This is a genomic window from Paraclostridium tenue (assembly GCF_039521565.1).
GTDB lineage: Bacteria > Bacillota > Clostridia > Peptostreptococcales > Peptostreptococcaceae > Paraclostridium > Paraclostridium tenue.
Genome location: NZ_BAAACP010000009.1, coordinates 1 through 25,054, shown reverse-complemented (window position 1 = coordinate 25,054; position 25,054 = coordinate 1). Strand labels below are relative to the sequence as shown.

General features: G+C 25.8%; 26 protein-coding genes. 20 read left to right on the top strand and 6 right to left on the bottom strand.

The window, feature by feature from the left end:
- Positions 1 to 34 precede the first annotated feature (34 nt).
- Positions 35 to 412, top strand: coding sequence for a LytR/AlgR family response regulator transcription factor (locus ABFX13_RS08485; RefSeq protein WP_346044921.1), 378 nt, complete (start codon positions 35 to 37; stop codon positions 410 to 412).
- Positions 413 to 439: 27 nt separating this feature from the next.
- On the opposite strand, the gene ABFX13_RS08480 is transcribed toward ABFX13_RS08485, so the two are convergent.
- Entirely contained in the window at positions 440 to 1,573 is a 1,134-nt protein-coding gene (locus tag ABFX13_RS08480) for an AI-2E family transporter (RefSeq protein ID WP_346044919.1), read from the bottom strand.
- Between the two features lie 158 nt (positions 1,574 to 1,731).
- On the opposite strand from ABFX13_RS08480, the gene ABFX13_RS08475 reads away from it, so the two are divergent.
- The 6 genes from ABFX13_RS08475 (at position 1,732) to ABFX13_RS08450 (ending at position 9,879) form a co-directional block, all read left to right on the top strand.
- Positions 1,732 to 2,658, top strand: coding sequence for an ROK family protein (locus tag ABFX13_RS08475; RefSeq protein WP_346044917.1), 927 nt, complete (start codon positions 1,732 to 1,734; stop codon positions 2,656 to 2,658).
- Between the two features lie 196 nt (positions 2,659 to 2,854).
- The gene (locus ABFX13_RS08470; protein ID WP_346044915.1) at positions 2,855 to 4,567 is read left to right on the top strand and encodes a sensor domain-containing diguanylate cyclase/phosphohydrolase; all 1,713 of its coding nucleotides are present in this window, start codon (positions 2,855 to 2,857) and stop codon (positions 4,565 to 4,567) included.
- Between the two features lie 57 nt (positions 4,568 to 4,624).
- Positions 4,625 to 6,217, top strand: coding sequence for a diguanylate cyclase (locus ABFX13_RS08465; RefSeq protein WP_346044913.1), 1,593 nt, complete (start codon positions 4,625 to 4,627; stop codon positions 6,215 to 6,217).
- 94 nt (positions 6,218 to 6,311) lie between these two features.
- Positions 6,312 to 8,036 (top strand): hydroxylamine reductase, encoded by a 1,725-nt coding sequence (gene hcp / locus ABFX13_RS08460; protein WP_346044911.1) that lies wholly within the window; start codon positions 6,312 to 6,314, stop codon positions 8,034 to 8,036.
- A 174-nt stretch (positions 8,037 to 8,210) separates the two neighbouring features.
- A complete protein-coding gene (locus ABFX13_RS08455; protein WP_147547307.1) occupies positions 8,211 to 8,474 on the top strand; it encodes a hypothetical protein in 264 nt (87 codons plus the stop codon).
- A gap of 541 nt (positions 8,475 to 9,015) precedes the next feature.
- Positions 9,016 to 9,879, top strand: a complete 864-nt coding sequence (locus tag ABFX13_RS08450) for an ROK family protein (RefSeq protein ID WP_346044907.1) — start codon at positions 9,016 to 9,018, stop codon at positions 9,877 to 9,879.
- Positions 9,880 to 10,017: 138 nt separating this feature from the next.
- Here the strand turns inward: ABFX13_RS08450 and ABFX13_RS08445 are convergent, their stop codons facing one another.
- Positions 10,018 to 10,467 (bottom strand): MarR family winged helix-turn-helix transcriptional regulator, encoded by a 450-nt coding sequence (locus ABFX13_RS08445; protein WP_346044905.1) that lies wholly within the window; start codon positions 10,465 to 10,467, stop codon positions 10,018 to 10,020.
- A 270-nt stretch (positions 10,468 to 10,737) separates the two neighbouring features.
- Between ABFX13_RS08445 and msrB the strand changes: the two genes are divergently transcribed.
- The 8 genes from msrB (at position 10,738) to ABFX13_RS08405 (ending at position 16,598) form a co-directional block, all read left to right on the top strand.
- Complete coding sequence (gene msrB, locus ABFX13_RS08440; RefSeq protein ID WP_346044902.1) at positions 10,738 to 11,691, top strand: peptide-methionine (R)-S-oxide reductase MsrB; 954 nt, start codon at positions 10,738 to 10,740, stop codon at positions 11,689 to 11,691.
- 84 nt (positions 11,692 to 11,775) lie between these two features.
- Positions 11,776 to 12,441 (top strand): Bax inhibitor-1/YccA family protein, encoded by a 666-nt coding sequence (locus tag ABFX13_RS08435; protein WP_346044900.1) that lies wholly within the window; start codon positions 11,776 to 11,778, stop codon positions 12,439 to 12,441.
- 53 nt (positions 12,442 to 12,494) lie between these two features.
- Entirely contained in the window at positions 12,495 to 12,956 is a 462-nt protein-coding gene (locus ABFX13_RS08430; RefSeq protein WP_346044898.1) for a metallophosphoesterase family protein, read from the top strand.
- 71 nt (positions 12,957 to 13,027) lie between these two features.
- Positions 13,028 to 13,381, top strand: coding sequence for a hypothetical protein (locus ABFX13_RS08425; RefSeq protein ID WP_346044895.1), 354 nt, complete (start codon positions 13,028 to 13,030; stop codon positions 13,379 to 13,381).
- 83 nt (positions 13,382 to 13,464) lie between these two features.
- On the top strand, positions 13,465 to 14,556 hold the full coding sequence (locus ABFX13_RS08420) for a putative NPN-dependent ornithine cyclodeaminase (RefSeq protein ID WP_346044893.1): 1,092 nt from the start codon (positions 13,465 to 13,467) through the stop codon (positions 14,554 to 14,556).
- A 262-nt stretch (positions 14,557 to 14,818) separates the two neighbouring features.
- The gene (locus ABFX13_RS08415) at positions 14,819 to 15,658 is read left to right on the top strand and encodes a DUF5685 family protein (protein WP_346044891.1); all 840 of its coding nucleotides are present in this window, start codon (positions 14,819 to 14,821) and stop codon (positions 15,656 to 15,658) included.
- On the top strand, positions 15,648 to 16,094 hold the full coding sequence (locus ABFX13_RS08410) for a tetratricopeptide repeat protein (protein WP_346044889.1): 447 nt from the start codon (positions 15,648 to 15,650) through the stop codon (positions 16,092 to 16,094). Before ABFX13_RS08415 ends, ABFX13_RS08410 begins: the two co-directional genes overlap by 11 nt.
- 12 nt (positions 16,095 to 16,106) lie before the next feature.
- On the top strand, positions 16,107 to 16,598 hold the full coding sequence (locus ABFX13_RS08405; protein WP_346044887.1) for a hypothetical protein: 492 nt from the start codon (positions 16,107 to 16,109) through the stop codon (positions 16,596 to 16,598).
- A 68-nt stretch (positions 16,599 to 16,666) separates the two neighbouring features.
- Here ABFX13_RS08405 and ABFX13_RS08400 read toward each other — a convergent pair whose 3' ends face one another.
- Positions 16,667 to 17,452 (bottom strand): hypothetical protein, encoded by a 786-nt coding sequence (locus ABFX13_RS08400; protein ID WP_346044885.1) that lies wholly within the window; start codon positions 17,450 to 17,452, stop codon positions 16,667 to 16,669.
- 22 nt (positions 17,453 to 17,474) lie between these two features.
- On the bottom strand, positions 17,475 to 18,203 hold the full coding sequence (locus ABFX13_RS08395; RefSeq protein WP_346044883.1) for an HAD family hydrolase: 729 nt from the start codon (positions 18,201 to 18,203) through the stop codon (positions 17,475 to 17,477).
- 201 nt (positions 18,204 to 18,404) lie between these two features.
- Here ABFX13_RS08395 and ABFX13_RS08390 point away from each other — a divergent pair, with 201 nt between their 5' ends.
- The 3 genes from ABFX13_RS08390 to ABFX13_RS08380 all read left to right on the top strand — a co-directional run bounded on the left by ABFX13_RS08390 (position 18,405) and on the right by ABFX13_RS08380 (position 20,270).
- Complete coding sequence (locus tag ABFX13_RS08390) at positions 18,405 to 19,487, top strand: immunoglobulin domain-containing protein (protein WP_346044881.1); 1,083 nt, start codon at positions 18,405 to 18,407, stop codon at positions 19,485 to 19,487.
- Between the two features lie 80 nt (positions 19,488 to 19,567).
- Positions 19,568 to 19,933, top strand: a complete 366-nt coding sequence (locus tag ABFX13_RS08385; protein ID WP_346044879.1) for a YtxH domain-containing protein — start codon at positions 19,568 to 19,570, stop codon at positions 19,931 to 19,933.
- A gap of 1 nt (position 19,934) precedes the next feature.
- Positions 19,935 to 20,270 carry an ANIS5 family metal-binding protein gene (locus ABFX13_RS08380; protein ID WP_346044877.1) on the top strand — a complete coding sequence of 112 codons (336 nt, stop codon included), beginning with the start codon at positions 19,935 to 19,937 and terminating at the stop codon, positions 20,268 to 20,270.
- Between the two features lie 140 nt (positions 20,271 to 20,410).
- Here the strand turns inward: ABFX13_RS08380 and ABFX13_RS08375 are convergent, their stop codons facing one another.
- Positions 20,411 to 20,935, bottom strand: a complete 525-nt coding sequence (locus tag ABFX13_RS08375; RefSeq protein WP_346044875.1) for a hypothetical protein — start codon at positions 20,933 to 20,935, stop codon at positions 20,411 to 20,413.
- Between the two features lie 211 nt (positions 20,936 to 21,146).
- On the opposite strand from ABFX13_RS08375, the gene ABFX13_RS08370 reads away from it, so the two are divergent.
- The gene (locus tag ABFX13_RS08370) at positions 21,147 to 21,521 is read left to right on the top strand and encodes an ArsR/SmtB family transcription factor (protein WP_346044873.1); all 375 of its coding nucleotides are present in this window, start codon (positions 21,147 to 21,149) and stop codon (positions 21,519 to 21,521) included.
- A 25-nt stretch (positions 21,522 to 21,546) separates the two neighbouring features.
- Positions 21,547 to 23,913, top strand: coding sequence for a heavy metal translocating P-type ATPase (locus ABFX13_RS08365; protein ID WP_346044870.1), 2,367 nt, complete (start codon positions 21,547 to 21,549; stop codon positions 23,911 to 23,913).
- Between the two features lie 89 nt (positions 23,914 to 24,002).
- Here the strand turns inward: ABFX13_RS08365 and trhA are convergent, their stop codons facing one another.
- On the bottom strand, positions 24,003 to 24,650 hold the full coding sequence (gene trhA / locus ABFX13_RS08360) for a PAQR family membrane homeostasis protein TrhA (RefSeq protein ID WP_346044868.1): 648 nt from the start codon (positions 24,648 to 24,650) through the stop codon (positions 24,003 to 24,005).
- Positions 24,651 to 25,054 lie beyond the last annotated feature (404 nt).

Genomic DNA, 25,054 nt, shown 5'->3' with positions numbered 1-25,054 from the left:
ATATTAAAGCTTAAATTTGATAAGGAGAATTAATATGCTTAAAATAGCTTTATGTGAAGATGAGCAATTGCAAAGGGAATCAATTAAGAATTATATAGATATGTCGCTTTTAAATAGAAATTACGAGATATTTGAGTTTAAAAGTGGGGAAGAATTAATAGCTAATTATCCGCAAAAACTAGATATATTATTTCTTGATATACAGATGGATAAAATCAATGGAATGGATACAGCAAGAAAAATAAGAACGTTTGATAATAATGTTGAAATTATTTTTATAACTGGAATTTGGGATTATGTTCAAGAAGGATATGAAGTAAGAGCATATAGATATATTATAAAACCTATTGATTTTAATAGTTTTGAAACACAGATTAACTTATGTATAAAAGAGATAGAAAATCAGAGCTAATATAAACAGCCCTGATTTTTTTATGTGTTAAAAATGTATGTTTTTTTCTTTAAGTTTTTTATTTATATGTCTTGAAGCTAATGTATAAATTACACTAAAAAGAGGAACACCTATTAAAATTCCTAAAACTCCGAATGTAGATGAACCTATAAATATAGGAACTAATATCCAAAATGAAGATAATCCTATAGAGTTACCAACGACAAAAGGATAAACTAAGTTACCTTCAATTTGTTGAATTATAATAATCATTATTATAAAGTATAAAGCTGTTATAGGTTTTACCATAAATATTATGAAAGCTGCTATAGCACTACCTATAAATGTACCAAATATAGGTATTAAATCTGCTATTGCAATTATACAACTTACAAGTATAGCATAAGGCATATTAAAAATAGTCATACCTATAAAACATAGTGTTCCAAGAATCACTCCATCCATACATTGGCCAGCTATGAATCTTGAGAATTTAAAAGATACAAGATGAGATATTTCTATAAGTTTCTTAGCATAAGATTCACTTAAAAATGCATATGCAAATTTTTTACATTGAATTAAAAGTTTTTCTTTACTTAAAAGAATATAAATTGCAATTATAAAACCTATAACAAAATTTGTTATGGCTGATGTAACACCAAATGTAATCGATAATATATTTGATATAAAATAATTTGCAAATTTAATAACAAAATTTGAAACTTTTTCAACTCCAGATAAAAGACTTGAATGCATACTACTTGATATATTTATATGAGATAAATAGTTTGGAATATAAGTTTGTAAAGAATCTATATATTGAGGAACTTTACTTACCAAACTAGAAGTACTTTTAACTAATTGAGGAACAACGAAATTCACAAAAGCACTAATAAATATAAAAAGTATTATTAATGTAAGTATTAAAGACAAAATCCTAGATATTGTTTTAGTATCTTTAAGCTTTGACTTTTTTAAAGTTGGATTTATTAACTTACTTTCAAAAAGTTTCATAGGAATATTTATTAAAAATGCAATTGCTATACCTATTATAAAGGGTTTTAATACAGAAATTGATTGAATTAATATATTTCCAATAGATTTTATATTTAAAAGCAAAAAAGCTAAAACAACTATATAAGTTGATATTATGAATTGATTTTTTAATTTGAAATCTTTCATAGAAATCAAAACTCCTTTCAAAAAATATAATTATATAAACAGTATACAGCTAAATAATAAAAAATTATATACTGATTGGATTTAGTTTAGAATAGATATTTATAAATATATATACTAAAATTAATTGTATCAAACAATAGGTTTGGGGGTGGAATAAATTGAGAAATTACTTAGGGATTGATATAGGTGGAACATATATAAAATATAGTTTATATAATGAATATGGAACAGAAGTTGAAAGAGGAAAAGAATATATAAAAACACCCAAATACGACTTATTAAAACTTATAAAGATTATTAAGCTTATAGTTAATGAATTTGAACATGTAGATGGAATAGGACTTAGTTTACCTGGATGTATAGATTCAGAAAATGGATATGTTAAAGATGGAGGATCTATAAGAGCTTTAGATAGATTAAATATAAAAGATATATTAATAAATGAACTAGGAATAAATGTTGAAGTTGAAAATGATGCAAATTGTGCATTATTGGCTGAAAAGTGGATTGGAAATGCAATGGAATATGAAAACTTTATATGTATTACAATTGGAACGGGCATAGGTGGAGCTTTGTATATAAATAATAAATTAGTTAAGGGAAATAACTATTTTTCTGGAGAATTTGGATATATGATTGTTGATAATTTATATGATAAATATAAGTTAAAAACTTTAAATAAAGATACGTCTACGATTACTCTTATTAAAGAAATTGCTAATAAAAAAAGACTAAATTATAAAAATTTAGATGGTGTTGACATTTTTGACATGATAAAAAATAAAGATGAAGAAGCTTTAAATATATATAGAAGATGGATAAGGAGATTGGCTATTTGTATATACAATATTGGTTTTATTATAGACCCAGAAGCTATTTTAATTGGAGGGGGAATAAGTAATGAATCTAAATTTATAAGTGATATAAAATTAGAACTAAATAAATTATCTATAGAGTTAATAAAGGAAACTGGGAGATTTAACAGTTTAGTAAATAAATGGAATGTAGGATCATGTAAGTATAAAAATGATTCTGGAAAAATAGGTGCAGTATATAATTATATAGTTAGAAATTCACCTAAATAGATAAGCTTATTAAATTAAATTTTATAGTATTTTGGATTAAGTAAAATATACATTTGATATTAGAAACCATTAAACTTCATATAATCGATAGACTTACATATATATATAATTTAAAATTATGCTAAAATAAAGGTAATGAATAATAATACTCCAAGCCACGTAAATATATAATAGATCACATAACGGGAGGAATATTATGGGAAATAAGTATATTCAGCAAATTTTAAATAACATACCTTTTCCTATATGGATAAAAGATTTAGAAAAAAGCACTAAATATACAAACTGTGAATTTAATAAACTATATAAAATAAATCTAAAAAATAAGAAAGAAGATTACAAAGAAATTTGTAATAAATGTTCTAGTCAGAAATTGTGTTATGAAACAATAGATAGAGTGATAGAAAAGAAAGAATTATGTGGATTTGAAGTTTCTATAGGCAATAAAATAACTAAATGTTATATGAAACCTTTTTTCGATGAATATGAAAATGTAGTAGGAATTATGGGAATACTTATAGATATAACTAATATAAAACAGAAGGAAAAATATTATGAAGAAAGAGAAAATTTGCTTCGTACAATAATAAATACTATACCAGGATTTATATTTTATAAAGGAAAGGATTTTAGGGATAAAGAAGATAATAAATTAGATGTAGAAAAAAATACTTCTAAAGGTTATATTTTATCAAAAGAAGTTGATAGAAATTTTTTAGAAGAAGATAAAAAAATTAAGGTATATGAAAGAAGAATAATTGATTCTAAGGGGAACTTAAAGATAGAAGAAATTACGAAAACTTCAGTTATAAATGAAGATGGACAAGTTATAGGAATTTTAGGATTAGTAAACGATATTACTGAAAAAGTAGAACTTAAAGAAAAACTTAGAAAAAATAGATATATAGATAATTTAACAGGTGTATATAATAGAGCTTGTTTTGATGAAAAGAAGGAAGAATTAAATAATAGTAAATATATGCCGATTGGTATTATAGTGGGAGATGTAAATGGATTAAAAATTTTAAATGATACATTTGGATATTTAGAAGGAGATAAATTTTTAATAGAAATTGCCCAAATACTTAAATCTATAGTAAGTAAAAAGAACTTTATATTTAGATGGGGTGAGGATGAATTTGTAATTCTTATTCCAAATTGTGATGAATCTAGATGTGAAAAAATAATTAATAATATAAATAGTGAATGTAAAAATTATAAATTTGATTTAATAGAAATGAGCATATCATTAGGTGCATCTATAAAACACTCTTTGAATGACGATATATATGAAAAGTTAAAAGAAGCGGAAGAAAAGTTACATAGACAAAAATTTTTAAAAGAAAAAAGCATTAGAAGTTCTATAATATTTTCATTATGCCAATCTTTACATGAAAAAAATGTGGAAACACAAGCACACACTCAAAGATTAATCAAATACTCTATTGAAATAGGCAAACATTTAGGATTTACAACTGCTCAATTAGATGAACTTGAATTAGTTACCAAGCTTCATGATATAGGTAAAATTGGAATTAGTGAAACTATATTATTAAAAAAAGGAAAACTTACTGAAGAAGAATTTAAAGAAATAAAAACTCACACAGAAAAAGGATATCGAATACTTCAGGCATCAAATGAATTATCTAATATAGCCAGAGGGGTTTTAACTCATCATGAGAGATACGACGGAAGAGGATACCCTTTAGGTTTAAAGGGTGAAGAAATACCTATAATGGCTAGAATCGTAAATGTAGTAGACTCATATGATGCTATGATAACTGATAGGGGATACAATAAAGTAAAAACTAAAGAGGAAGCTATAGAAGAAATTGAAAAATGTAAAGGGAAACAATTTGATCCGAATATAGCAGATATATTTATAAATATATTAAAAAAAGGAAGTTAGGATGAAAAATTTAAATCAATAGGATATTTACAATTAAACGTCCTAGTGAGGTGATATATGAAATATAATAAAAAGATACTATATTTAGTTATATTTATATTTTTTGTAATTATATGTTTATTAGGTCATAGAGTAGTTGACCTTAGCAACCTTGAATCTAGGGAAAGAGATACAATAAACAAAGCAAAATTACAAATACAAAAGGGGAATTATGATTTAGCAGAAAAAAATTTAGAATACATTTTAAATGATAAGCATAAATTTAAAACTTTAAGTAAAGATGATAAATTCGATGTTTTAAATTACCTAGGAGTTATAAATACACTTCAAGGAGAAACAGTTAGTGCATTACTAATGTATGAAAAAGCTGATAAATATGTAAGTAAGATAAATAAATATAAGGTAGAGATGAATACTGCGATTGCTTATAGGCAAATTGGTGAGTATTTAAAAAGTGCAGAAATATTAGTGAAAATAATAACATCAAAAGATAAAGCTGATGGAGAAAATGCACATGTAAAAACATATTCATTGTTAAATCTAGCAGAGATATATTTACAAATTGGAAATACTGAAGAATACAGTTCAATACTTGAAAAAGTAGAAGATTACATATATAATTCGTCAAAAGAGCATAGAGATGATTTGTTAATTATATATTATTCAGACTTAATTATAAGAGATATATATAGAAATAATCTGGATAAGGTAGATTATTATTTTAATGAGATAAACAAGTTAAAAAATAAAAATAATGAAGTATATTATACTGAAAATAATATGTTTAAAACTAGAGCATATGCTATGTATTATGAAAAAATTGGTGAAGTAGAAAAAGCTATAAAATGTTTTGATAAACTTGAAGAATATGCTCAAAAACAAGGAGATACATTTATTGCTCAATTTTCAATTAGAAAAAGAATTGAAATATATAAAAAACTTGGAGATAAAGAAAAATATAATGAGTTATTACAAGAGTTTTATAATAAAGATCAAGAGATACTAGATATAAATGATAAACAGTATGACTTTCATTTAAATAATAAAATTTTAGAACAAAGCAATATTGGTGCTATGAAAAAAACAGTAGTATTATTTATACTTATTGATTTAATTCTTATAGCCGTAGTTATATTTATATATGAAAAGATGAGAAAGTCAAAAACAGACTCTATGAGAGATGCTTTATGCAATACATACAATAGAAGGTATCTTGAATCATATAAAATAAAAGCGAGGAAGGGTGATTTTCCTCTAACGGTTTTAATGATAGATGTTGATTACTTTAAATTATATAATGATAATTATGGGCATCAAAAAGGTGATGAAGTATTAAAATGTATATCAAGAGTTCTAAAAAGTAGCTGTCGTAGAAATGATATTGTGTTTAGGTATGGTGGAGAAGAATTTTGCGTTGTACTTAAAAATACTATTAAAGAAGAAGCTATTGCTTTAGCTCAAAGAATAAAAGAAAATGTAGCGAATGAAAAAATTAAACATGAATATTCTAAAGTAGATGATTATATTACCTTAAGTATGGGGATTACTACAGTATATTCAAAGGAAAACCTTAGAAAGTCTATAGCTTTAGCAGATAAAGCGCTTTACATGTCTAAAGAAAGTGGACGAAATAAATACACTTATATATAAAAAGTATAAAAACGTAACTTAGGTTACGTTCTTTTTTTTTATTTGTATATATAATGAGTACATAAGATAAATACGAAAAACTGGAGGAAATATTATGGAAAATAAAATGTTTTGTTTTCAATGTCAAGAAACAGCAGGTTGCACAGGATGTACTAAATTTGGTGTTTGCGGAAAGTCACCAGATTTAGCAAGAATGCAAGACCTTTTAATATATACAACAAAAGGATTATCAGAAGTTACTACAAGACTTAGAAGTGAAGGTAAAAAAGTCGATGGACAAGTAAATCACTTAATAACTATAAACTTATTTACAACTATAACAAATGCTAACTTTGATGATGCAATATTCTATGAAAGAGTAAAACAAACTTTAGCAACTAAAGAAGAGTTATTAGCTACTTTAAACAATAAAGAAAATTTATCAGAAGCAGCATTATGGAATGCATCAAGCAATGAAGAAATGGATGCTAAGGTTTCTATATTAGCTAAATTAAAGAATGCTATACTAGGAAGCGGAGAAGAACAAGTAGCAATAGATGCTATATTAGATGAAAAATCTACTAAGGTTGGAGTCTTAGCAACTAAAGATGAAGATATAAGAAGTTTAAGAGAACTTATAATATATGGATTAAAAGGTATGTCGGCATACATGAAACATGCTAATGCATTAGGCTATGATAGCGAAGAAGTAAATGCATTTATGCAAAGTACATTAGCTAAAACATTAGATGATACTTTAACTGTAGATCAGTTAATAGCTTTAACTTTAGAAACAGGTAAAGTTGGAGTAGATGCTATGGCTTTACTTGATAGTGCAAATACAGGAACTTATGGACATCCAGAAGTAACTAAAGTTAATATAGGTGTTAGAAGAAATCCAGGTATATTAGTATCAGGACATGACTTAAAAGACTTAGAGTTATTATTAAAACAAACTGAAGGAACTGGAGTAGATGTATATACTCACTCTGAAATGTTACCAGCACATTACTACCCAGCATTTAAAAAGTATTCTCACTTTGCAGGAAACTACGGAAATGCTTGGTGGAAACAAAAAGAAGAGTTTGAAAGCTTTAATGGTCCAATATTAATGACTACAAACTGTATAGTACCTCCAAAAGATAGCTATAAAGATAGACTATATACAACTGGAGCAGCTGGATATGCTGGATGTACTCATATAACAGGAAATTCGGAATCTGATAAAGACTTCTCAGTTATAATAGAACAAGCTAAAAAATGTGAAGCTCCTAAAGAAATAGAAACTGGAGAAATAATAGGTGGATTTGCACATAATCAAGTTTTCGCACTTGCAGATAAAGTTGTTGAAGCGGTTAAAACTGGAGCTATAAAGAAATTCTTCGTTATGGCAGGATGTGACGGAAGAGCTAAATCAAGAAATTACTATACAGAATTTGCTAAAGCCCTACCAAAAGATACAGTAATATTAACTGCTGGATGTGCTAAATACAAATACAATAAATTACCATTAGGTGATATAAACGGAATACCTAGAGTTTTAGATGCAGGTCAATGTAATGACTCTTACTCATTAGCATTAATAGCATTAAAACTTAAAGAAGTATTTGAATTAGAAGATATAAATGAATTACCAATAGCATTTAATATAGCTTGGTATGAACAAAAAGCTGTAATAGTATTATTATCACTATTATACTTAGGCGTTAAGAATATACATTTAGGGCCTACATTACCAGCATTCTTATCTCCAAATGTTGCTAAAGTTTTAGTTGAAAACTTTGGAATTGGTGGAATAACTAATGTTGAGGACGATTTAAAAATGTTCTTAGAGAACTAAATTAAGATTTAAAAAAGAGATATCTAATCAAAAGATATCTCTTTTTTATTATAAAAAACTTTAAAGTACTTTGTTAATATTGATTTTCCATTTGTAAATTTTCATTATTAAGTATATTAGTAAGTAGTAATAAATATAATCTAGTATGAATCAATCTACATATGGAGGTACTTTATGAAAATTGTTGCTAAATCTATAAAGTCTAAAAGAACGAATGTAAGTAACATACCAAATACATTTGCATTTACTTTTGTTAGAAATTGGTTGTCAGATAAAAATCATGCAAAAGAAAGAGAACAATATTTTATAGGAAATCTATCTTCCCAAGAAGTTAATTTAATTATGAGGGAGATAAAATGGTTAGCTAAAACTTATAAAAATTTAGATATTATAACTATTGAAGATAGTAAGGGAAGTATTACACAGGTAGTGCTATAATAGTTGTTTTTATGATTATAGTTTAGATATTTTATTTAATGGATAGTAATAGATAAGTTGATAAAGATATAATAAAAGAAGGTATCTTAATTTAAGATACCTTCTTTTATTATATCTTTACACTATAGTTCAAAGCTGAACATTTATTTCTTACATATTTACTATTAAATGTAAGATATCTCAACAAAACAAATAAAATAAAACAAAGTCAGGAGTATGATATGTAATCTATCACACAATGTTCAAACATTAAAGATGTACTGAACACTTTAATTATATTCCTAATGTATAAATTTGTAAATAGTAAAAAAACTAACAATATATAAATATTTATTTCATTTTCTATTTACTATATAAAGAAAATATATTATAAAATTTCTGAATTTTTAAATTGATAGTAAAAATAAGTTTTGGAAATTTAATAAAAAGGAAATAAGTTTTAATGTATAGAATAAAATTATAAATATATTTATTTGTAAAATAAGTAAGTTTATTAAAATAAACTGATAGTTAAAATTAATAATATGTTAAGGGGGAGTATATGAGTAAATACATTTGTTTAGATATAGGTGGAACATATATAAAGTATGGAGTGTTAACTCAAGAAGGCAAATTTTTATCAAAAGGTAAGAATCCAACAATAAAAGAAAATCAACATATATTAGATAATATAAAAAATATAATCAGAAGTTGTAAAAAAGATTATGATGTAAAGGGAATTTGTATATCAAGTGCTGGTATAGTTGACAGTAAAAAGGGGAAGATAATATCTGCTACATTAATACCTAATTATTCAGGCTTAAATCTTAAAGAAGAATTAGAAAAAGAGTTTAATATAAATTGTGAAGTAGAAAATGATGTAAACTGTGTAGGTATTGCTGAAAGTTTTATAGGCGAAGCAAAAAATACTTCATCAAGTGTATGCATAACAGTAGGCACAGGTATAGGAGGATGTATAATAGTTGACAATAAGATTTTAAATGGATTTACCAATAGTGCTGGGGAATTAGGATATATGCATATAAAAGACTCTAGGTTTAGTAAAATTGCGACTACAAGTTCTTTAGTAAATAGAGTGTCAAAATTAAAAAATAGAAAAATTTCTGGGGAAGAAATATTTGAGTTAGCAAAATGTGGAGATGATATTTGTATTGAGGAAATTGATAATATGCTAGAAAACTTAGCTATAGGAATAGCTAATATTATATACATAATAAATCCTGAAGTTGTAATTTTAGGTGGAGGGATAATGGAACAAGAGGAATATATAAAAGAAAGGTTATATAAACACTTAAAAGAAAAGGTAGTAAATGAAATTTTAGAAAACACAAGCATAAAATTTGCAAAAAATCAAAATGATAGTGGAATGATAGGAGCATTAAAGAACTATATTAAAAAAAATTAAAAATTTATTAAATAAAATTGAAAAAGATTAATAATTGTTTTTATTGGAATTTACGTTTTAATCAATAGCTAAAACTATATGTTATATAAGTAAATCTAATAATTTACAATTATTAATCTAATTAATAAAAATATAAAATTATTTAAGTTCATCATTTGCATTTTTAAAATTTGTACTTATTTTTCTAAGTAATCTTAAAAATTCTTTTTTCTCCTCTTCAGTTAAACCTGTATAAGCAGTTTCTTTTACTTGTGAGGAAATAAAGTCAAACGTATCTTTTATATCAAAAGCTTTATTTGTTAAGCTTATATAAGTTACTCTTCTATCTATGTCACATTTCTCTTTTTTTATATAACCTAAGCTAATTAGCTTATTAACTAAAGCTGTAACAGTAGATTTATCTTTACCAATTTTCTTGGCAATTTCTTTCATAGTTAATCTACCATCACTTTCATAAAGTGCTGTGAGAATATTACCGTGAGTTGGAATTAAATCATTTAAGTTATTCTTTTTTAATTTATTATCTATAAATCTAATCATATTAGCTTTTGTTCGGCTAATAAAATATACAATGTATTTATCGTTCAAAATAACACCTCCATAAACAGGGTTAAATAAATTCATATATTATAATACCACATTATGAGATATACAAACTATATATTTATAATCAGGGAATTACCTGTATGAAAATACTATAAATAGTAGTTTGAAATTTTTAGTTATTGTTTATAAGAAGATAATTGATAATTATAAAAATATGATTTTCACAAGGTTAGTATTTAAAGCAAAAGGGAATAAATAGAATTATAAATAAAAAGGAAAATAATAAAAATGTAAAAGTGAGGAGGGTATTTTATGAAAAAGTTAGCAACTTTTGCTGGAGGATGCTTTTGGTGTATGTTCAAACCATTTAGTAATTACGAAGGAATTGAAAAGATAGTAGCCGGATATACTGGTGGAGAAGACGAAAACCCTAACTACGAAAAAGTTTGTCAAGAAATAACAGGACATTTAGAAGCTATACAATTGACTTATGATGATGAACTTGTAAATTATGAAGACTTACTAAATATATTTTGGAAACAAATAGACCCAACTGATACAGGAGGACAATTTAATGATAGAGGAAATAGATATAAAACTGCTATTTTCTATCATGATGATTTACAAAAAGAATTAGCATTGAAATCTAAAAAAGAATTAGAGGGAAGTAACTTATTTAAAAATCCAATAGTTACTAAAATATTACCTGCACAAACTTTTTATATAGCTGAAGAATATCATCAAGATTATTATAAAAAAGAACCTATACATTATGAAATGTATTATAAAGGATCTGGAAGATATGATTTTATAAAAACTCACTGGGATAAAAATAATAAAGATAGAGAAAATCTTAAAAATAAATTAAGTCCTATACAATTTGAGGTTACTCAAAATGATAAAACAGAGCCAGCTTTTAACAATGAATATTGGGATAATAAAGAAGAAGGTATATATGTAGATGTAGTAAGTGGAGAAGTATTATTTACATCTAAAGATAAATTTGATTCAGGATGTGGATGGCCAAGCTTTACAAAACCTGTAAGTAAAAATGTTTTAAGAGAAAAAAGTGATTTCTCTCATGGAATGTATAGAACAGAGGTTAGAAGTACTAAGGCAAATTCACATTTAGGTCATGTATTTGATGATGGTCCAAAAGAAGATGGTGGACTTAGATATTGTATAAACTCAGCAGCTCTTAGATTTATACCTAAGAATAAAATGAAAGAAGAAGGATATGAAAGTTATTTGAATTTACTGAAATAGCCTTAAATTTGTAACTATAATTTAACTTTATTTGGGTATAAAAAAGTTATAATTATTTTACAAACTATAAGGGAAGTGAATTAAATGAATAAAACGGAATTTAATCCAATGGCTGAAGTATTTAAATACTTAGCTATATCAATATTGTTTTGTTTCATAGGATATGCATTTGGAAATGCATTTATTCCAGAGAGTATAGTTATGGTAGCTAATTTTATATTTATATTTGTAGTATTAGGATTATTAATTTTATGTTTATTATCAAGAAAGGGAATTATACCAGATAGATTTAGTATGAACTGGGTATATTTATTTACTTTTATAGATGGAATATTACTATATCCAATACTTCAAATGTATATAAGTGGTCTAGGTAGCCAGACAGTAATAATAATTTTATTAGTTACAGCTTTAATATTTTTTGTTTTATCTATGGTAGCTAAAAAAGAAACTAGCGATAAATATTTAAGACTAGGAAACATATTACTAATTGGGTTAGTAGCTTTAATATTATTAAGTATAGTGTCTATATTTGTTCAATTTAAAACATTTAATATATTAGTTTCAGTATTTAGTGTAGTAATATTCTGTGGATATATACTATATGATGTAAGCTTGATAAAATATGAAATAGTTAGTGGAGATATAAATGATAGTAAAGATTTATCAATGCATGTGCTTAACTTATACTTAGACTTTATAAATATATTTTTAGATTTATTAAATTTAGTATATAATTTTAGAGATTAAAATATACCCCTTACCATTTTGGTAAGGGGTATATTTATAGGATGGTGAAATTTATGATAGTAGGAATAATTTCTGATACTCATGGATTGTTAAGAAAAGAAGTAAAAGATAATTTAAAAGATTGTGATTTGATAATTCATGCAGGAGATATAGGTAATATAGAAGTAATAAAAGATTTAAAAGATATATCTAAAGTAGAATATATAAAAGGTAACTGTGATAAAAAAGATGAGTTTAATGATGTTAAAGAAAGTAGTATAGTCGATATAGGGTGTGCAAAAATACTTATAGTTCATGATATAAAAACTATTAAAGATAGTTTAAAAAAACTGGGAGTAAATATAGTTACATATGGCCACTCACATAAAAATGAAACTTACAAAAAAGATGGAATACTATATATTAATCCAGGGTCAGTAGGACCTAAAAGATTTAAATTACCAACTACAATGGCAAAATTGAAAATAAACGATAAAGATATAATAAATTCAAGTGTTGAGTTTATTAAAATATAGTATGAAAAATTGTGCATTGGTTATTAACATTTGATAAAATGATGTATATTACAATATAGGAGGACTTAGATATGAGTAAGTTTGATACTTTAATAAACAATTTAATAGAAAATGCACCTGAATTTATGCTAATAAAAGAAAACGAAGATACATATGTAGTATTAGATTATATAGTGAGTAGTTTAGATAATAAGGCTATGACTTGGCTTTTTAAAGTATATCTGGACAAAAATTTTAATATAATTGTTGAAGATAACCTTACAGATTATATTAAGGATAAATATAAAGATAAAAATTTAAAATTAATTAATTTAAATGGAAATTTATTTTTAAATAAGGATGTTATTAGTGTGATATTAGAAGAATTAGAATTATCTAATCAAGGGGAATATGATGAAGAAAATTTAACGTTTTCTTTGAAATAGACGCATCATAACAGATTAATGATATAATTATTTTAAATGGGTTAAATTAAGAATATATTATTTTATTATGGAGGACTTTAGAGATGACTTTTAAATTAAGAGAGTACAGAGAACCAGATTTTACACAAGAAAGATTTATTAATGCTCCAGATGCAAATTATGGAGTAGTTGAAAAAGATGGTGTAGCACCAGACAATTACCATGCAATGTCAATTTACCCAGAATATTTTAAAGTAAATGGGAAGTGGGTACTAGCTGAAGAAAGTAGAATGGACTGTGTACCGATAATAACAACTGATAATAAAATCGAAGTTGTAGAATTTAGAAGACTTAAAGTAGGAGATAAAGTAATTGTAGGAAGAACTGAGGATGCAGTAGATGGAATATACTTATATCCAAATGGATTCCAAAGTGAAGAGGAAGCAAAGGGAGATGTTTTTGCTTTTAGATCAGGTAGATCAAGAGAGACTTCATATACTAAAGACTATGAAAATATGTATGATTTATTAAGATATGAAAAAGAAAATGGATATATAGTTTGGGTATTAGGTCCAGCAGCTGTATTTTCAAAAGGAGCAAGAGATGCTATGGCGTCTTTAATAAACAATGGTTATGTTGATGCATTTTTAGGTGGAAATGCAGTAGCAACTCATGACTTAGAAGCAGGTATATTTGGTACTGCATTAGGTCAACATGTTTATACTCAAGAGTCAATAAAAGACGGACATTATCATCACTTAGATCTATTAAACAAAGCTAGAAGAGCTGGATCAATAGAAAAGTTAATAGAAAATGAAAATATAAAAGATGGTATAATACATGCTTGTATAAAAAATAATGTGCCAATAGTTTTAGGGGGATCTATAAGAGATGATGGTCCACTTCCAATAGTATATGGAAATGTATATGAAGCTCAAGATGCTATGAGAAGTCATGTCAGAAAAGCTACAACTGTAGTTTGTTTAGCGACTCAACTTCATTCAATAGCTGTTGGTAATATGACTCCTTCTTATAGAGTCGTTGATGGTAAAGTTAGACCTGTTAATTTCTATACTATTGATATATCTGAATTTGCTGTTAATAAGTTAAGAGATAGAGGTAGTTTAGAAGTTACTACTATGGTTACTAATGTTCAAGATTTTTTAGGAAAATTACAAGAAAATTTAGTAGATTAGTTTATATATTTAAGATAGAAGCTATAGGAATTAATAGTTTGATTTCTATAGCTTTTTTTTATTAATAGAAAGTTAGATTTTGATATAGAGTTATAATAGATACAGAGAATTAATATATATTAAATTAATTTGAATACTATTATATAACAATTGATATAATGATAAAAAATGTATATTATATAAAGAAAAAGATAATATATTTATAATAAATAATAGTTTATATATTATAAATATAATTGCATTTATACAAGAAAGGATAACTATGTTTGGATATGTTAGAATAAATAAGATGGACTTAACCTTTAGAGAATTTGATGTCTATAAAGGTTATTATTGTGGTTTATGCAAATATCTAAAACAAAACCATGGAGAGATTTCAAGGTTATCATTAAATTATGATATAACATTTTTAATACTTCTTTTAACTTCTGTTTATAGACCAAAATCTACTATAACTCAGGAAGTATGTATAGCAAATCCAATAAAAAAGAAGGCAAGAATTGTAAATGAAATAACTGAATATGCAGCTAGTATGAATGTTCTTTTAACATATTATAAGTTAGAAGATAATTTACATGATGATAAAGGAATAAAAGATATTTTAGCTTACTATCTATATAAAGGAAAGTTAAAAAAAGCCTATGAAAAATATCCTGAAAAGGCTGATTATATAAAAAATCAATTATTACTATTACAAAATTTAGAAGAAAGTAATAGTACGGATATAGATGCAGTTTCAAATACTTTTGGAAATCTTATGGGCGAAATTTTTGCTTATAAAAATGATAAGTATGAACATGATTTGAGAATTATAGGGTTTAATATAGGAAAGTATATATATATATTAGATGCATATGAAGATTTAGATAAGGATATTAAAAAAGGAAGATACAATCCTTTTATTGAATATGCTAACAAAAAAGAAGAATTAAGAAAAAGAGTAGATAAACTTATATCTATAAGCTTAGGGCATTTAGCACAGTCTATAGATAATTTACATATAAAGTTTAATATAAATATAATAGAAAATATAATTTACTCAGGAGTTTATCTTAGATATAAAAATATATTAAATAAAGGGTGTGAAGTTAATGTACAGTAATCCTACTTATAATGAAAAGTTTAATTTAGCTAAAAATTTTATTGATAATAAAGAATTTAATAAAGCCTATGATTTATTATCTTCTATATCTGATAAAAGTAGTGCTAAATGGTTTTATTTAATGGGAATTGCATCATTGAATTTAGGATATTATGAGCAAGGTGAAGAATATTTAAAAAAAGTAGTATCTTTAAGTCCAGAAAATAAAGAATATGAAGATGCTTTAACAAAATATAATCGTTATTATGATGATTATGATAGAAGAGCGAGACAATATAACAGAAGAAGACATAGTGATTTAGGTGGATGTTGTTGCTGTTGTTGTGATGATTGTTGTTGTTGCTGCGGAGATGATTTCTGTGAAGTTTGCACTCAATTATGGTGTTTAGACACAGTTTGTGAATGTTTTGGAGGAGATTTCATAACTTGTTGTTAAGGGTGATTAAATATGAGTAAGAAAATAGCATACACAGGGATATTATTAGCTTTAAATATTATTTTATTGTTATTATCTAATATAATACCTATAAATACTATATTTTTTATGGGGTTAGCTTCATTTTTGATATCAATAGTAATAATGGAATATGGATTAAAGCTAGGAATATTATTTTATATATCATCATTTGTGTTAAGCTTTTTAGTACTTTCTAATAAAGCTCAATGGCTAATCTATGTTTTTACATTTGGAATTTACGGATTGATTAAGTATTTTGTTGAAAAAGACAGACCTTTTTATATAGATATATTACTTAAATTAGTTTATGCTAATTTAATTATATTAAGTTTGTACTTTATGCTTAAAGGTATAATATATATTCCTGTGAATATATTTACTATATTAGTATTTCAATTTGCATTTTTGATATATGATTATGTTTATACTTTATTTATAGATTACTATGAACAAAGTATTAGAAAAATAATAAAACCAAGATAATAAAAACCACTCTTTTATTTCGATAAAAAGAGTGGTTTTTTATATATAATTTCCGGGGAAATTACAAATTATATTAAATTAAAATATTCTAGTTGAGGTTTTTCTAGTGATTTTCTACAAGGTTTGCAACAATATGTAGAACCTCCATCTTCAAACTTACCATTATCTTTATTAAAACTTACAGAAACCTCTTTTAAAACTCCTGATGTAGGTATGTGTGATCCACAATTTACACAATTTTCTATATTTAGTATATCCTCTAATTTTTTAGGAGTTACATCTTCTATTTCTTTATTACAGCTCGCACAAATAATAGTATCTAATTCCATTGGGTTAGATCTAACTATTTTTCTACCAATAGGAGAATAAGAACAAGTTGAAGATATTAACACTTTATATCCAAACTCGAATACATTTAAGTTACAATGAGGGCAATTATAAGAAACTCCGGAATAGTTAGTGACAGATTTATATTTACTAGTATCTACTAAATTTGTATTTTCATTAGATTTCTCTAAATCTTCCGTATATTTTTCACCAGTTAAGTAAGGTAAAACATCAGAAGCTTTTTCTGCACGAGCAACATCTATTAGATGTTTTTTTACAGATGAAAAAGCCTTGTTTTTAGAAGTGGAATCTAAGTCAAATTTATTTACCTCTACAGCATATTTTATTATAGATACAAAATTATATTTAGCTGCAAAGTATAGTGACATTTCATCAAAATTTTTATCAGAAGATTTTTCTAAAAAATCTAGCCACAAATCAGGATTATCTAAGTATAAAGTTTTACTTAGTGATTCTACGTCATCATCTAGTCTTTCCATAAATTTATTGTCTTTAATTAAATCCATTAAAACCTCCAAATTAAAATATTTATATGTCTAAAGTGTCTATAGAAGAAGGTAATTGATAAATTAAATCTTTTCTCTCTACTATTATTTTAGATATATTATTTATAGATTCATCAGATTTAATTTGATTAAGTAACTCTTTAGTTGGATTTATAGCTACGGGATTTCCAACTCTTCTAAGCATATTTATATCTCCGTTTGTATCTCCATAGGCATATGATTTAGACAGATCAATATTATACTTATCTACAAAATTATCGATAGCTATATTTTTACTAGCTGAGTCCCACATAGGAATAACTTCCCCATTAAATTTACCATCCTCAAATACATAAGTACTTCCAATAAAGTCAGTAGCTTTATATTTATTTGCCATTTTCGAAACCAGAAAATCAGGGCTTCCAGATATAAATATTACAACATGCCCTTGATCTAAGTGCCATTTTATTTGAGAACGAGTATATTTATAAACTCTATCTGATTTTAATTTTATAACTTGATCGCTAGTAAAGTGAATAGAACATAAATCCAATCCTTTTAAGGACTCTACGTATATATCACATACTTCAAATAAATAATCATCATAATTACCTTGTCTTTTATCCCAGTTTACAAAAGTATCTCTAGCATTAATTAGCCATACTTTTTCATCTATTATTTCATATTTTATAAGTTTTTTGAAGTGTTCAACCATTAATGAATCTCTATATAGAGTACCATCTATATCAAAGAATGCTGCAATTTTTTTCATATATATCACCTCAACTAATACGTTTTTTCTTTTATCTATTATATTATAAAATTTCCATGTAGTTGTAAAAATATAAGAAATAATTTAAAATTAATTTTTAAATGGGTATATTCTAAAATATGCTAATTAAACTTAGTAAATATAGTTGATAATAGATTTATATCTAAATAGTACATATTTTAAGGAAGGGTGTTTAATAAAATGGATTTCATTTTTGCTAAAGTAACCAATTCGAGATTAATGGGTAGCATGGGTCTTATAATAGGCTGGGAAGACAATAAAGATATATTATATCAATATTACTTGATAGATGCAGAAGGATTAGGGATAGCTGATTATGTAAGTTTAAGAAATGCCTCATATGAAGAGTTAAATAGAGAACAAGAAAGGTTAATGGGTGGATTAGGCTCAGATAGAATACAGCTTACAAAAAAAGAGGCATTAAGTTTAGTTAATTATTATGGTAAAAAGAACTATTACTGGGAAAAGGAATTGCCAGGAGATGTTGATGAATATATTGATTTTATAGATAATTATGAAGCTGAAGTGGATATATTTGATTTATATCCTAAGCTATGCAAAAAAATAGATACCGATATAGAATTTATAAACTATATGACTATGAGATTTATAGCATGGGATAAAGATAGTTTAAAATATTTTTCTAATAATGAAGATATAGCTAATATGCACATAACCAATATAAATGGTGCTTTACTTAAAAATAAGGTCATAAAAAAAGATGATGATATGTACATATGCGATGTTTTATATGAAGATAACGATGGATATTATACATGTAAACTAGCATTTCATATAACTTATGAAAACGATGAATATAAAATAAATTCATTAATGTTTACTGACAAAGAAAGTATTTTTGATTTTGAGGTATTTGATGAAATATCAAAACCTGAGTATATAGCAATTTACGATTTAAATAATAAGGATGAATTTGTAGATAAGTTCTACAAACAAAATCCATTTGTTCTTAGAAGTGATTTAGATTTAGGCGTTTTATTTACTAGATTTAATTTTGACAATAATCATGTAAAAGAAGAAACTTATGTTATTAACAATGATTTAAGTGCATTGTATTACCAAATGAATGATAAATTCTTTGTGGCTACATACAATGAAAAAGACAGACTGTATATAAATAAGCTACTTCAATGTAATTTTAAGAACTATGTAACATTAGATGAAGAATTATTCTTCGAACAAAATGTATTATACGAGTTTGTAGAATCTGAATCTGAAGATTTTTATGACTTTTTAGATTAAACTAACAATATTTTACAAAAATAGTTAGAAATATTACAGTTTGGGTATAAAGTGAATATAAGAACTTTGGAGGGGATATTATGAACTTAACAAAAAAAATAGAACAAAGAAAAAAAGCTAAAAGAGTGGCTGAAAGAAATAAAAAAATGAAAATAGCTACTGTTGGAATGGTTGCAGGAGTAACAGCAGGAGCTTTAGGTGGTATATTATTAGCACCTAAAGCAGGAAAAGACACAATTGCAGATATAAAAGATAAATCACAACAAGTAGCAAATACAGTTAGTGAAAAATCACAGTTAGCTAAAGCTAGAGTTAATGAAAATGTAAATGAATCAAAGAAAAGAATAAAAGAGTATTTACAAAATAAGAAAAATAAAGAATTAAATTTAGAAAATACTGAAGAAGAAATAGATAAATTAGAATCAAGTGAAACAGTAGAGGCGTAGTATGTATATAAATATAAATGTATTATACTTTATAGCTACATTATTAGGGTGTATAGCATTAATATACATAATATTTACTTTGAAAAATTTAAATGATTTTATAAAAAATTTAAAAGACTTGGTATCTTCTAATTCTAAAAATGTATCAACTACTATAACAAAACTACCAGAAGTAGCAGAAAATTTTACTGAAATAAGTGATAATTTAAAAGACGTAACAGAAGTTATTACTGATACAACTGCTGATTTTATCGTAGCAAAAGAACGTGTTAAATCTAATGTAGAAATAGCAGCAGATATATTAAGTATTATAAAAAGTGTTATAGCAAATAAATAAAGAAAAAAAGCCCTTAGCAATATGCTAGGGCTTTTTCCATGTATTTATAATATTGGGGGAATATTATGAGGAATACATTTATATTATGACCCCAATCTAAGTAATTTATACATGAAATAAAAAATAATTTTTAAAATTAATTACATTTCTTCTTCATCAAATTCTTCTATATTTATATTAGGCATACCAGGCATATTACCCATCATAGGCATACCAGGGATACCACCCATCATAGGCATACCAGGCATTTGCTTCATAGGATCTGGATAGCCATTATTCATAGAATCCTGCATCATTGTAGGATCTATTCCCATATTGTTCATAGGGTTTAAGTTATTCATAGGGTTCATATTAGGTGCACAACCCATCATTTGCATTATCTGAATCATTTGCATATACATTTGCATTAGCATACTAGGGTCTATACAACCCATCATAGGATTCATCATATAAGGGTTCATATACATCATAGGATTGTTTTGAGAAGAATTTGTATACTGCTCAGTTTGACTTTCAGTGTTATTTTGATTTTTATTATTCTGATAAGGCATGGAATTCATCATATAAGGGTTCATATATATCATAGGATTTACATAAGGCATAGGATATATATACTTGTTATCCATGTCAGAAAACATAGGGTTCATGTAATTATCAAAACTCATAAACTTGACCTCCTGGATTAAAAACTTTTCGAATCTTATTTGAAAAACACTTTATTATATATATATAAGAAAAAAGGCTTTATTATGTGCATTTAAAATTAAATTTATATAATTAAGTTGCAAAAATATGGACATATACATATAATATATTATATATGAACAATTGTTCATATATAATGATTTAGATAAATCCAAGGAGGAATTAATTAATATGTGTGATATAGGTGAAATAAGAGATTGTATATGTGAAGAAGTACATGAAGAAGTTGTATGTAAGGCTAAAGAAAAGATGCCAGAAGATGAAACATTATATGATTTAGCTGAATTATTTAAGGTGTTTGGGGATACAACAAGGATAAAAATTTTATATGCATTGTTCTCGAGCGAGATGTGCGTATGTGACATAGCTGATTTATTAGGTATGACGCACTCTGCTATATCACATCAATTAAGAGTTTTAAAGCAAGCAAGATTAGTTAAATTTAGAAGAGAAGGAAAGATTGTATATTATTCATTAGATGATAGCCATATAAGTCAAATTTTTAATTGTGGATTATCTCATATACAAGAAATTTATAATAAATAAATTAACATAGATGGGAGGATATATTATGAGTACAGATGTTCTCATTAAAAGAGAGATAGTATTAGAAGGATTAAACTGTGCACATTGTGCAGAAGTTATAAATGAAAAAGTAAACAAGTTAGAAGAAATAGAAAGTGCTAACCTAAACTTTATCAATAAGATATTAACTTTAAATATAATATCAAGTTTTAATCAAGATGAAGTTATAAATAAAGTAATAAAAATAATAGATGATACAGAACCAGGGTTAAATATAAAAGTAAAAGAACCTAAAATGAAGTCTAAAAAGAAAGAATTAGTATTAAATGGACTAAATTGTGCACATTGTGCAGAGGTTATCTGTGAAAAGGTGAATAAGTTGAGTGAAATAGAAAATGCTAACTTAAACTTTATCAACAAGGTGTTAACAGTTAATTTAGTTTCTGGAGCTAACTCTAAAGATACAATAGAAAAAGTAATAAAAATAATAGATGACACAGAACCAGGTCTTGATATTGAATTAAAAGAAAATAAATTTTCTAAGGGTAAAAAAGAAATCAAGACTGAGGATAATGATAAAAAAGAGTTAATTAAACTTGTAATAGGAACTTTAGTTTATCTATTTGGAATATATGAAACATTTACTGGTATTAAGTCAAGTATGAATACAATTGTATTTATAGTTGCTTATATAGTAGTAGGTGGAGATGTATTATTAAAAGCGATTAAAAATATAGGTAAAGGTCAAGTATTTGATGAAAACTTCTTAATGTCTATTGCTACAATAGGAGCATTATCAATAGGAGAATCTGCAGAAGCTGTAGGAGTTATGCTATTTTACAAAATAGGTGAGTTCTTACAAGGGAAAGCAGTAGGTAAGTCTAGACAGTCTATATCTGAACTTATGGAGATAAGACCTGATTATGCTAATTTAAAGTTAGGATCTGAAATTAAAGAAGTTTCACCATATGATGTGGAAGTTGGAGACATAATAATTGTAAAGCCAGGAGAAAAGGTGCCTTTAGATGGTACTGTAATATATGGATCTAGTATGGTAGATACATCTGCATTAACTGGAGAATCACTACTTAGAGAAGTAGGAAAAGGAGAAGATGTTTTATCTGGATTTATAAATAAAAATGCAGTTTTAACTATAAAAGTACAAAAAGAGTTTGAAGAATCTACAGCATCTAAGATACTTGATTTAGTTGAAAATGCAAGTAGTAAAAAATCTAAAACTGAGAATTTTATAACTAGATTTTCAAAATACTATACACCAATAGTCGTATTTTCAGCATTAATAATAGCTTTAGTTCCACCTATTATTATACCAGGCGAAAATTTCAGTAATTGGTTTTATAGAGGATTAGTATTCTTAGTAGTTTCTTGTCCTTGTGCATTAGTTTTATCTATTCCATTAAGTTTCTTTAGTGGTATAGGTCATGCATCAAGACAAGGTATCCTTATTAAAGGAAGTAGCTACTTAGAGGCTTTAAGAAGTGTTGACACAGTAGTATTTGATAAAACTGGAACTCTTACAAAAGGTGTATTTGATGTAACTTGTGTAAAACCTGTAGGTATAAGTGAAGATGAATTATTAAGATATGCATCAATTGCAGAAATAAATTCAAATCACCCTATAGCTAAATCTATTGTAAAACACTATAAAGGTAATGTTGATTTAGACAAGATAAAAAATTATGAAGAAATAGCAGCTCATGGAATAAGAGTAGATTATGAGAAAGAACATATATTAGCTGGAAATGAAAAATTAATGATGAATCAAAATATATTCTTCTCTAAAGCTAATGAAGTTGGAACAGTGGTATATATAGCTGTTAATAAGAAGTATAGAGGGTATATAGTAATATCTGATAAAATAAAAGAAGATTCTAAGGCTTGTATAGAAGGGCTTAAAAATATAGGTATAAAACAAACAGTTATGTTAACTGGAGATAACCAAGCAGTAGCTAATGATATAGCAGGAAAATTAAATTTAGATAAAGTTTATGCTAATTTACTTCCTACTGATAAGGTAGAAAGATTAGAACAGTTATATGAAGGTAAAAGTGACAAAGAGAAAATTGCTTTTGTTGGAGATGGTATAAATGATGCTCCAGTTCTTGCAAGAGCAGATGTAGGTATTGCTATGGGAGGATTAGGTTCAGATGCTGCTATTGAAGCTGCAGATGTTGTACTTATGACAGATGAACCAAGCAACATTGTTAAAGCTATCGAGATAGCTAAAAAGACTAATAAAATTGTATGGCAAAATATTGTTTTTGCATTAGGTATTAAAGTAATAGTTCTAGTATTAGGAGCTGGAGGTATTGCTAATATGTGGGAAGCAATATTTGCAGATGTAGGAGTTGCATTAATTGCAGTACTAAATGCAATGAGAGTTATGAAATAGTTATATAATTTTAGATTGTTAAATGTAAATAAGTTTTTAAGTTAAAAGATAAATTTAAGGACTGATTCTAGAATGAATCAGTCCTTGTTTTATATTACGTATTTAAAAACACAGTAAAAATGTGTCAGGCTTCCTAACATAACAAATATATGGAATATATCATGAAATCCTAAATATTTAAAATTTAAAAATTTTGGTTTAAGTCCATAAATTATTCCACCTATTGTGTAAAATATACCACCTAGTGCTAGATAGAAAACACCTTGAGGAGATATAGCTTTAGCTAAAGGGCCTATTATAAAAATAGATATCCATCCCATTCCTATATATATAGAAGTTGAAAGCCATCTAGGACAATTAAACCAAAGCATTTTAAATAATACCCCAGCAATAGCTATTCCTGATACTACACAAAAAAGTGCGATACCACTAGTTTCTTCTAATGCTATTAAGCAAAATGGCGTATATGATCCTGCAATTAAAATGAAAATCATTGAATGATCAAGTTTTCTTAAAAAATTAATTACTTTATCAGATGATACTACTAAATGATAAGTAGCAGAAGCTGAGTATAAAAGAATCATACTTATCCCAAAAATTATAACTGCAGTTAAACTCATAATAGTAGGGTCATTCATTGTTGTTTTTATAACTAAAGCTAATAAACCAACAAAGGAAAGTATAGCTCCAGCTAAATGAGTAAAACCACTTACAGGCTCTCTAAGGTAAACACCCAATTTAATTCCTCCTTTTATTAACACTATAAATTTTTATATTTGAAGTTATGTCCGATATATATGTGTCTAAAATATTTTATCATATTTATAGAGAATTTATGTTAAATGTGTAAATTATTTATTAAGAAATAATATTATTTAAAATTTTTAAAAAGTGAGCTATAATGTAGATATATAAAGAAGTATACGGCTTTAAATATTACTTAATTTATAAGTTTAAAAATAAAAAATAAAAAAACTTTAAAAAAAGTATTGACGATATTGATTTAAGATGATAAAGTATTACTTGTCCTTAAGAAAAGGGCAAAGACAAAATGAACTTTGAAAATTAAACAGTAGGTTAATTATAAAAATTCTTTTTAAAGAATTAAACAACAAACAACCAAGCCAGATATTCAGATAAT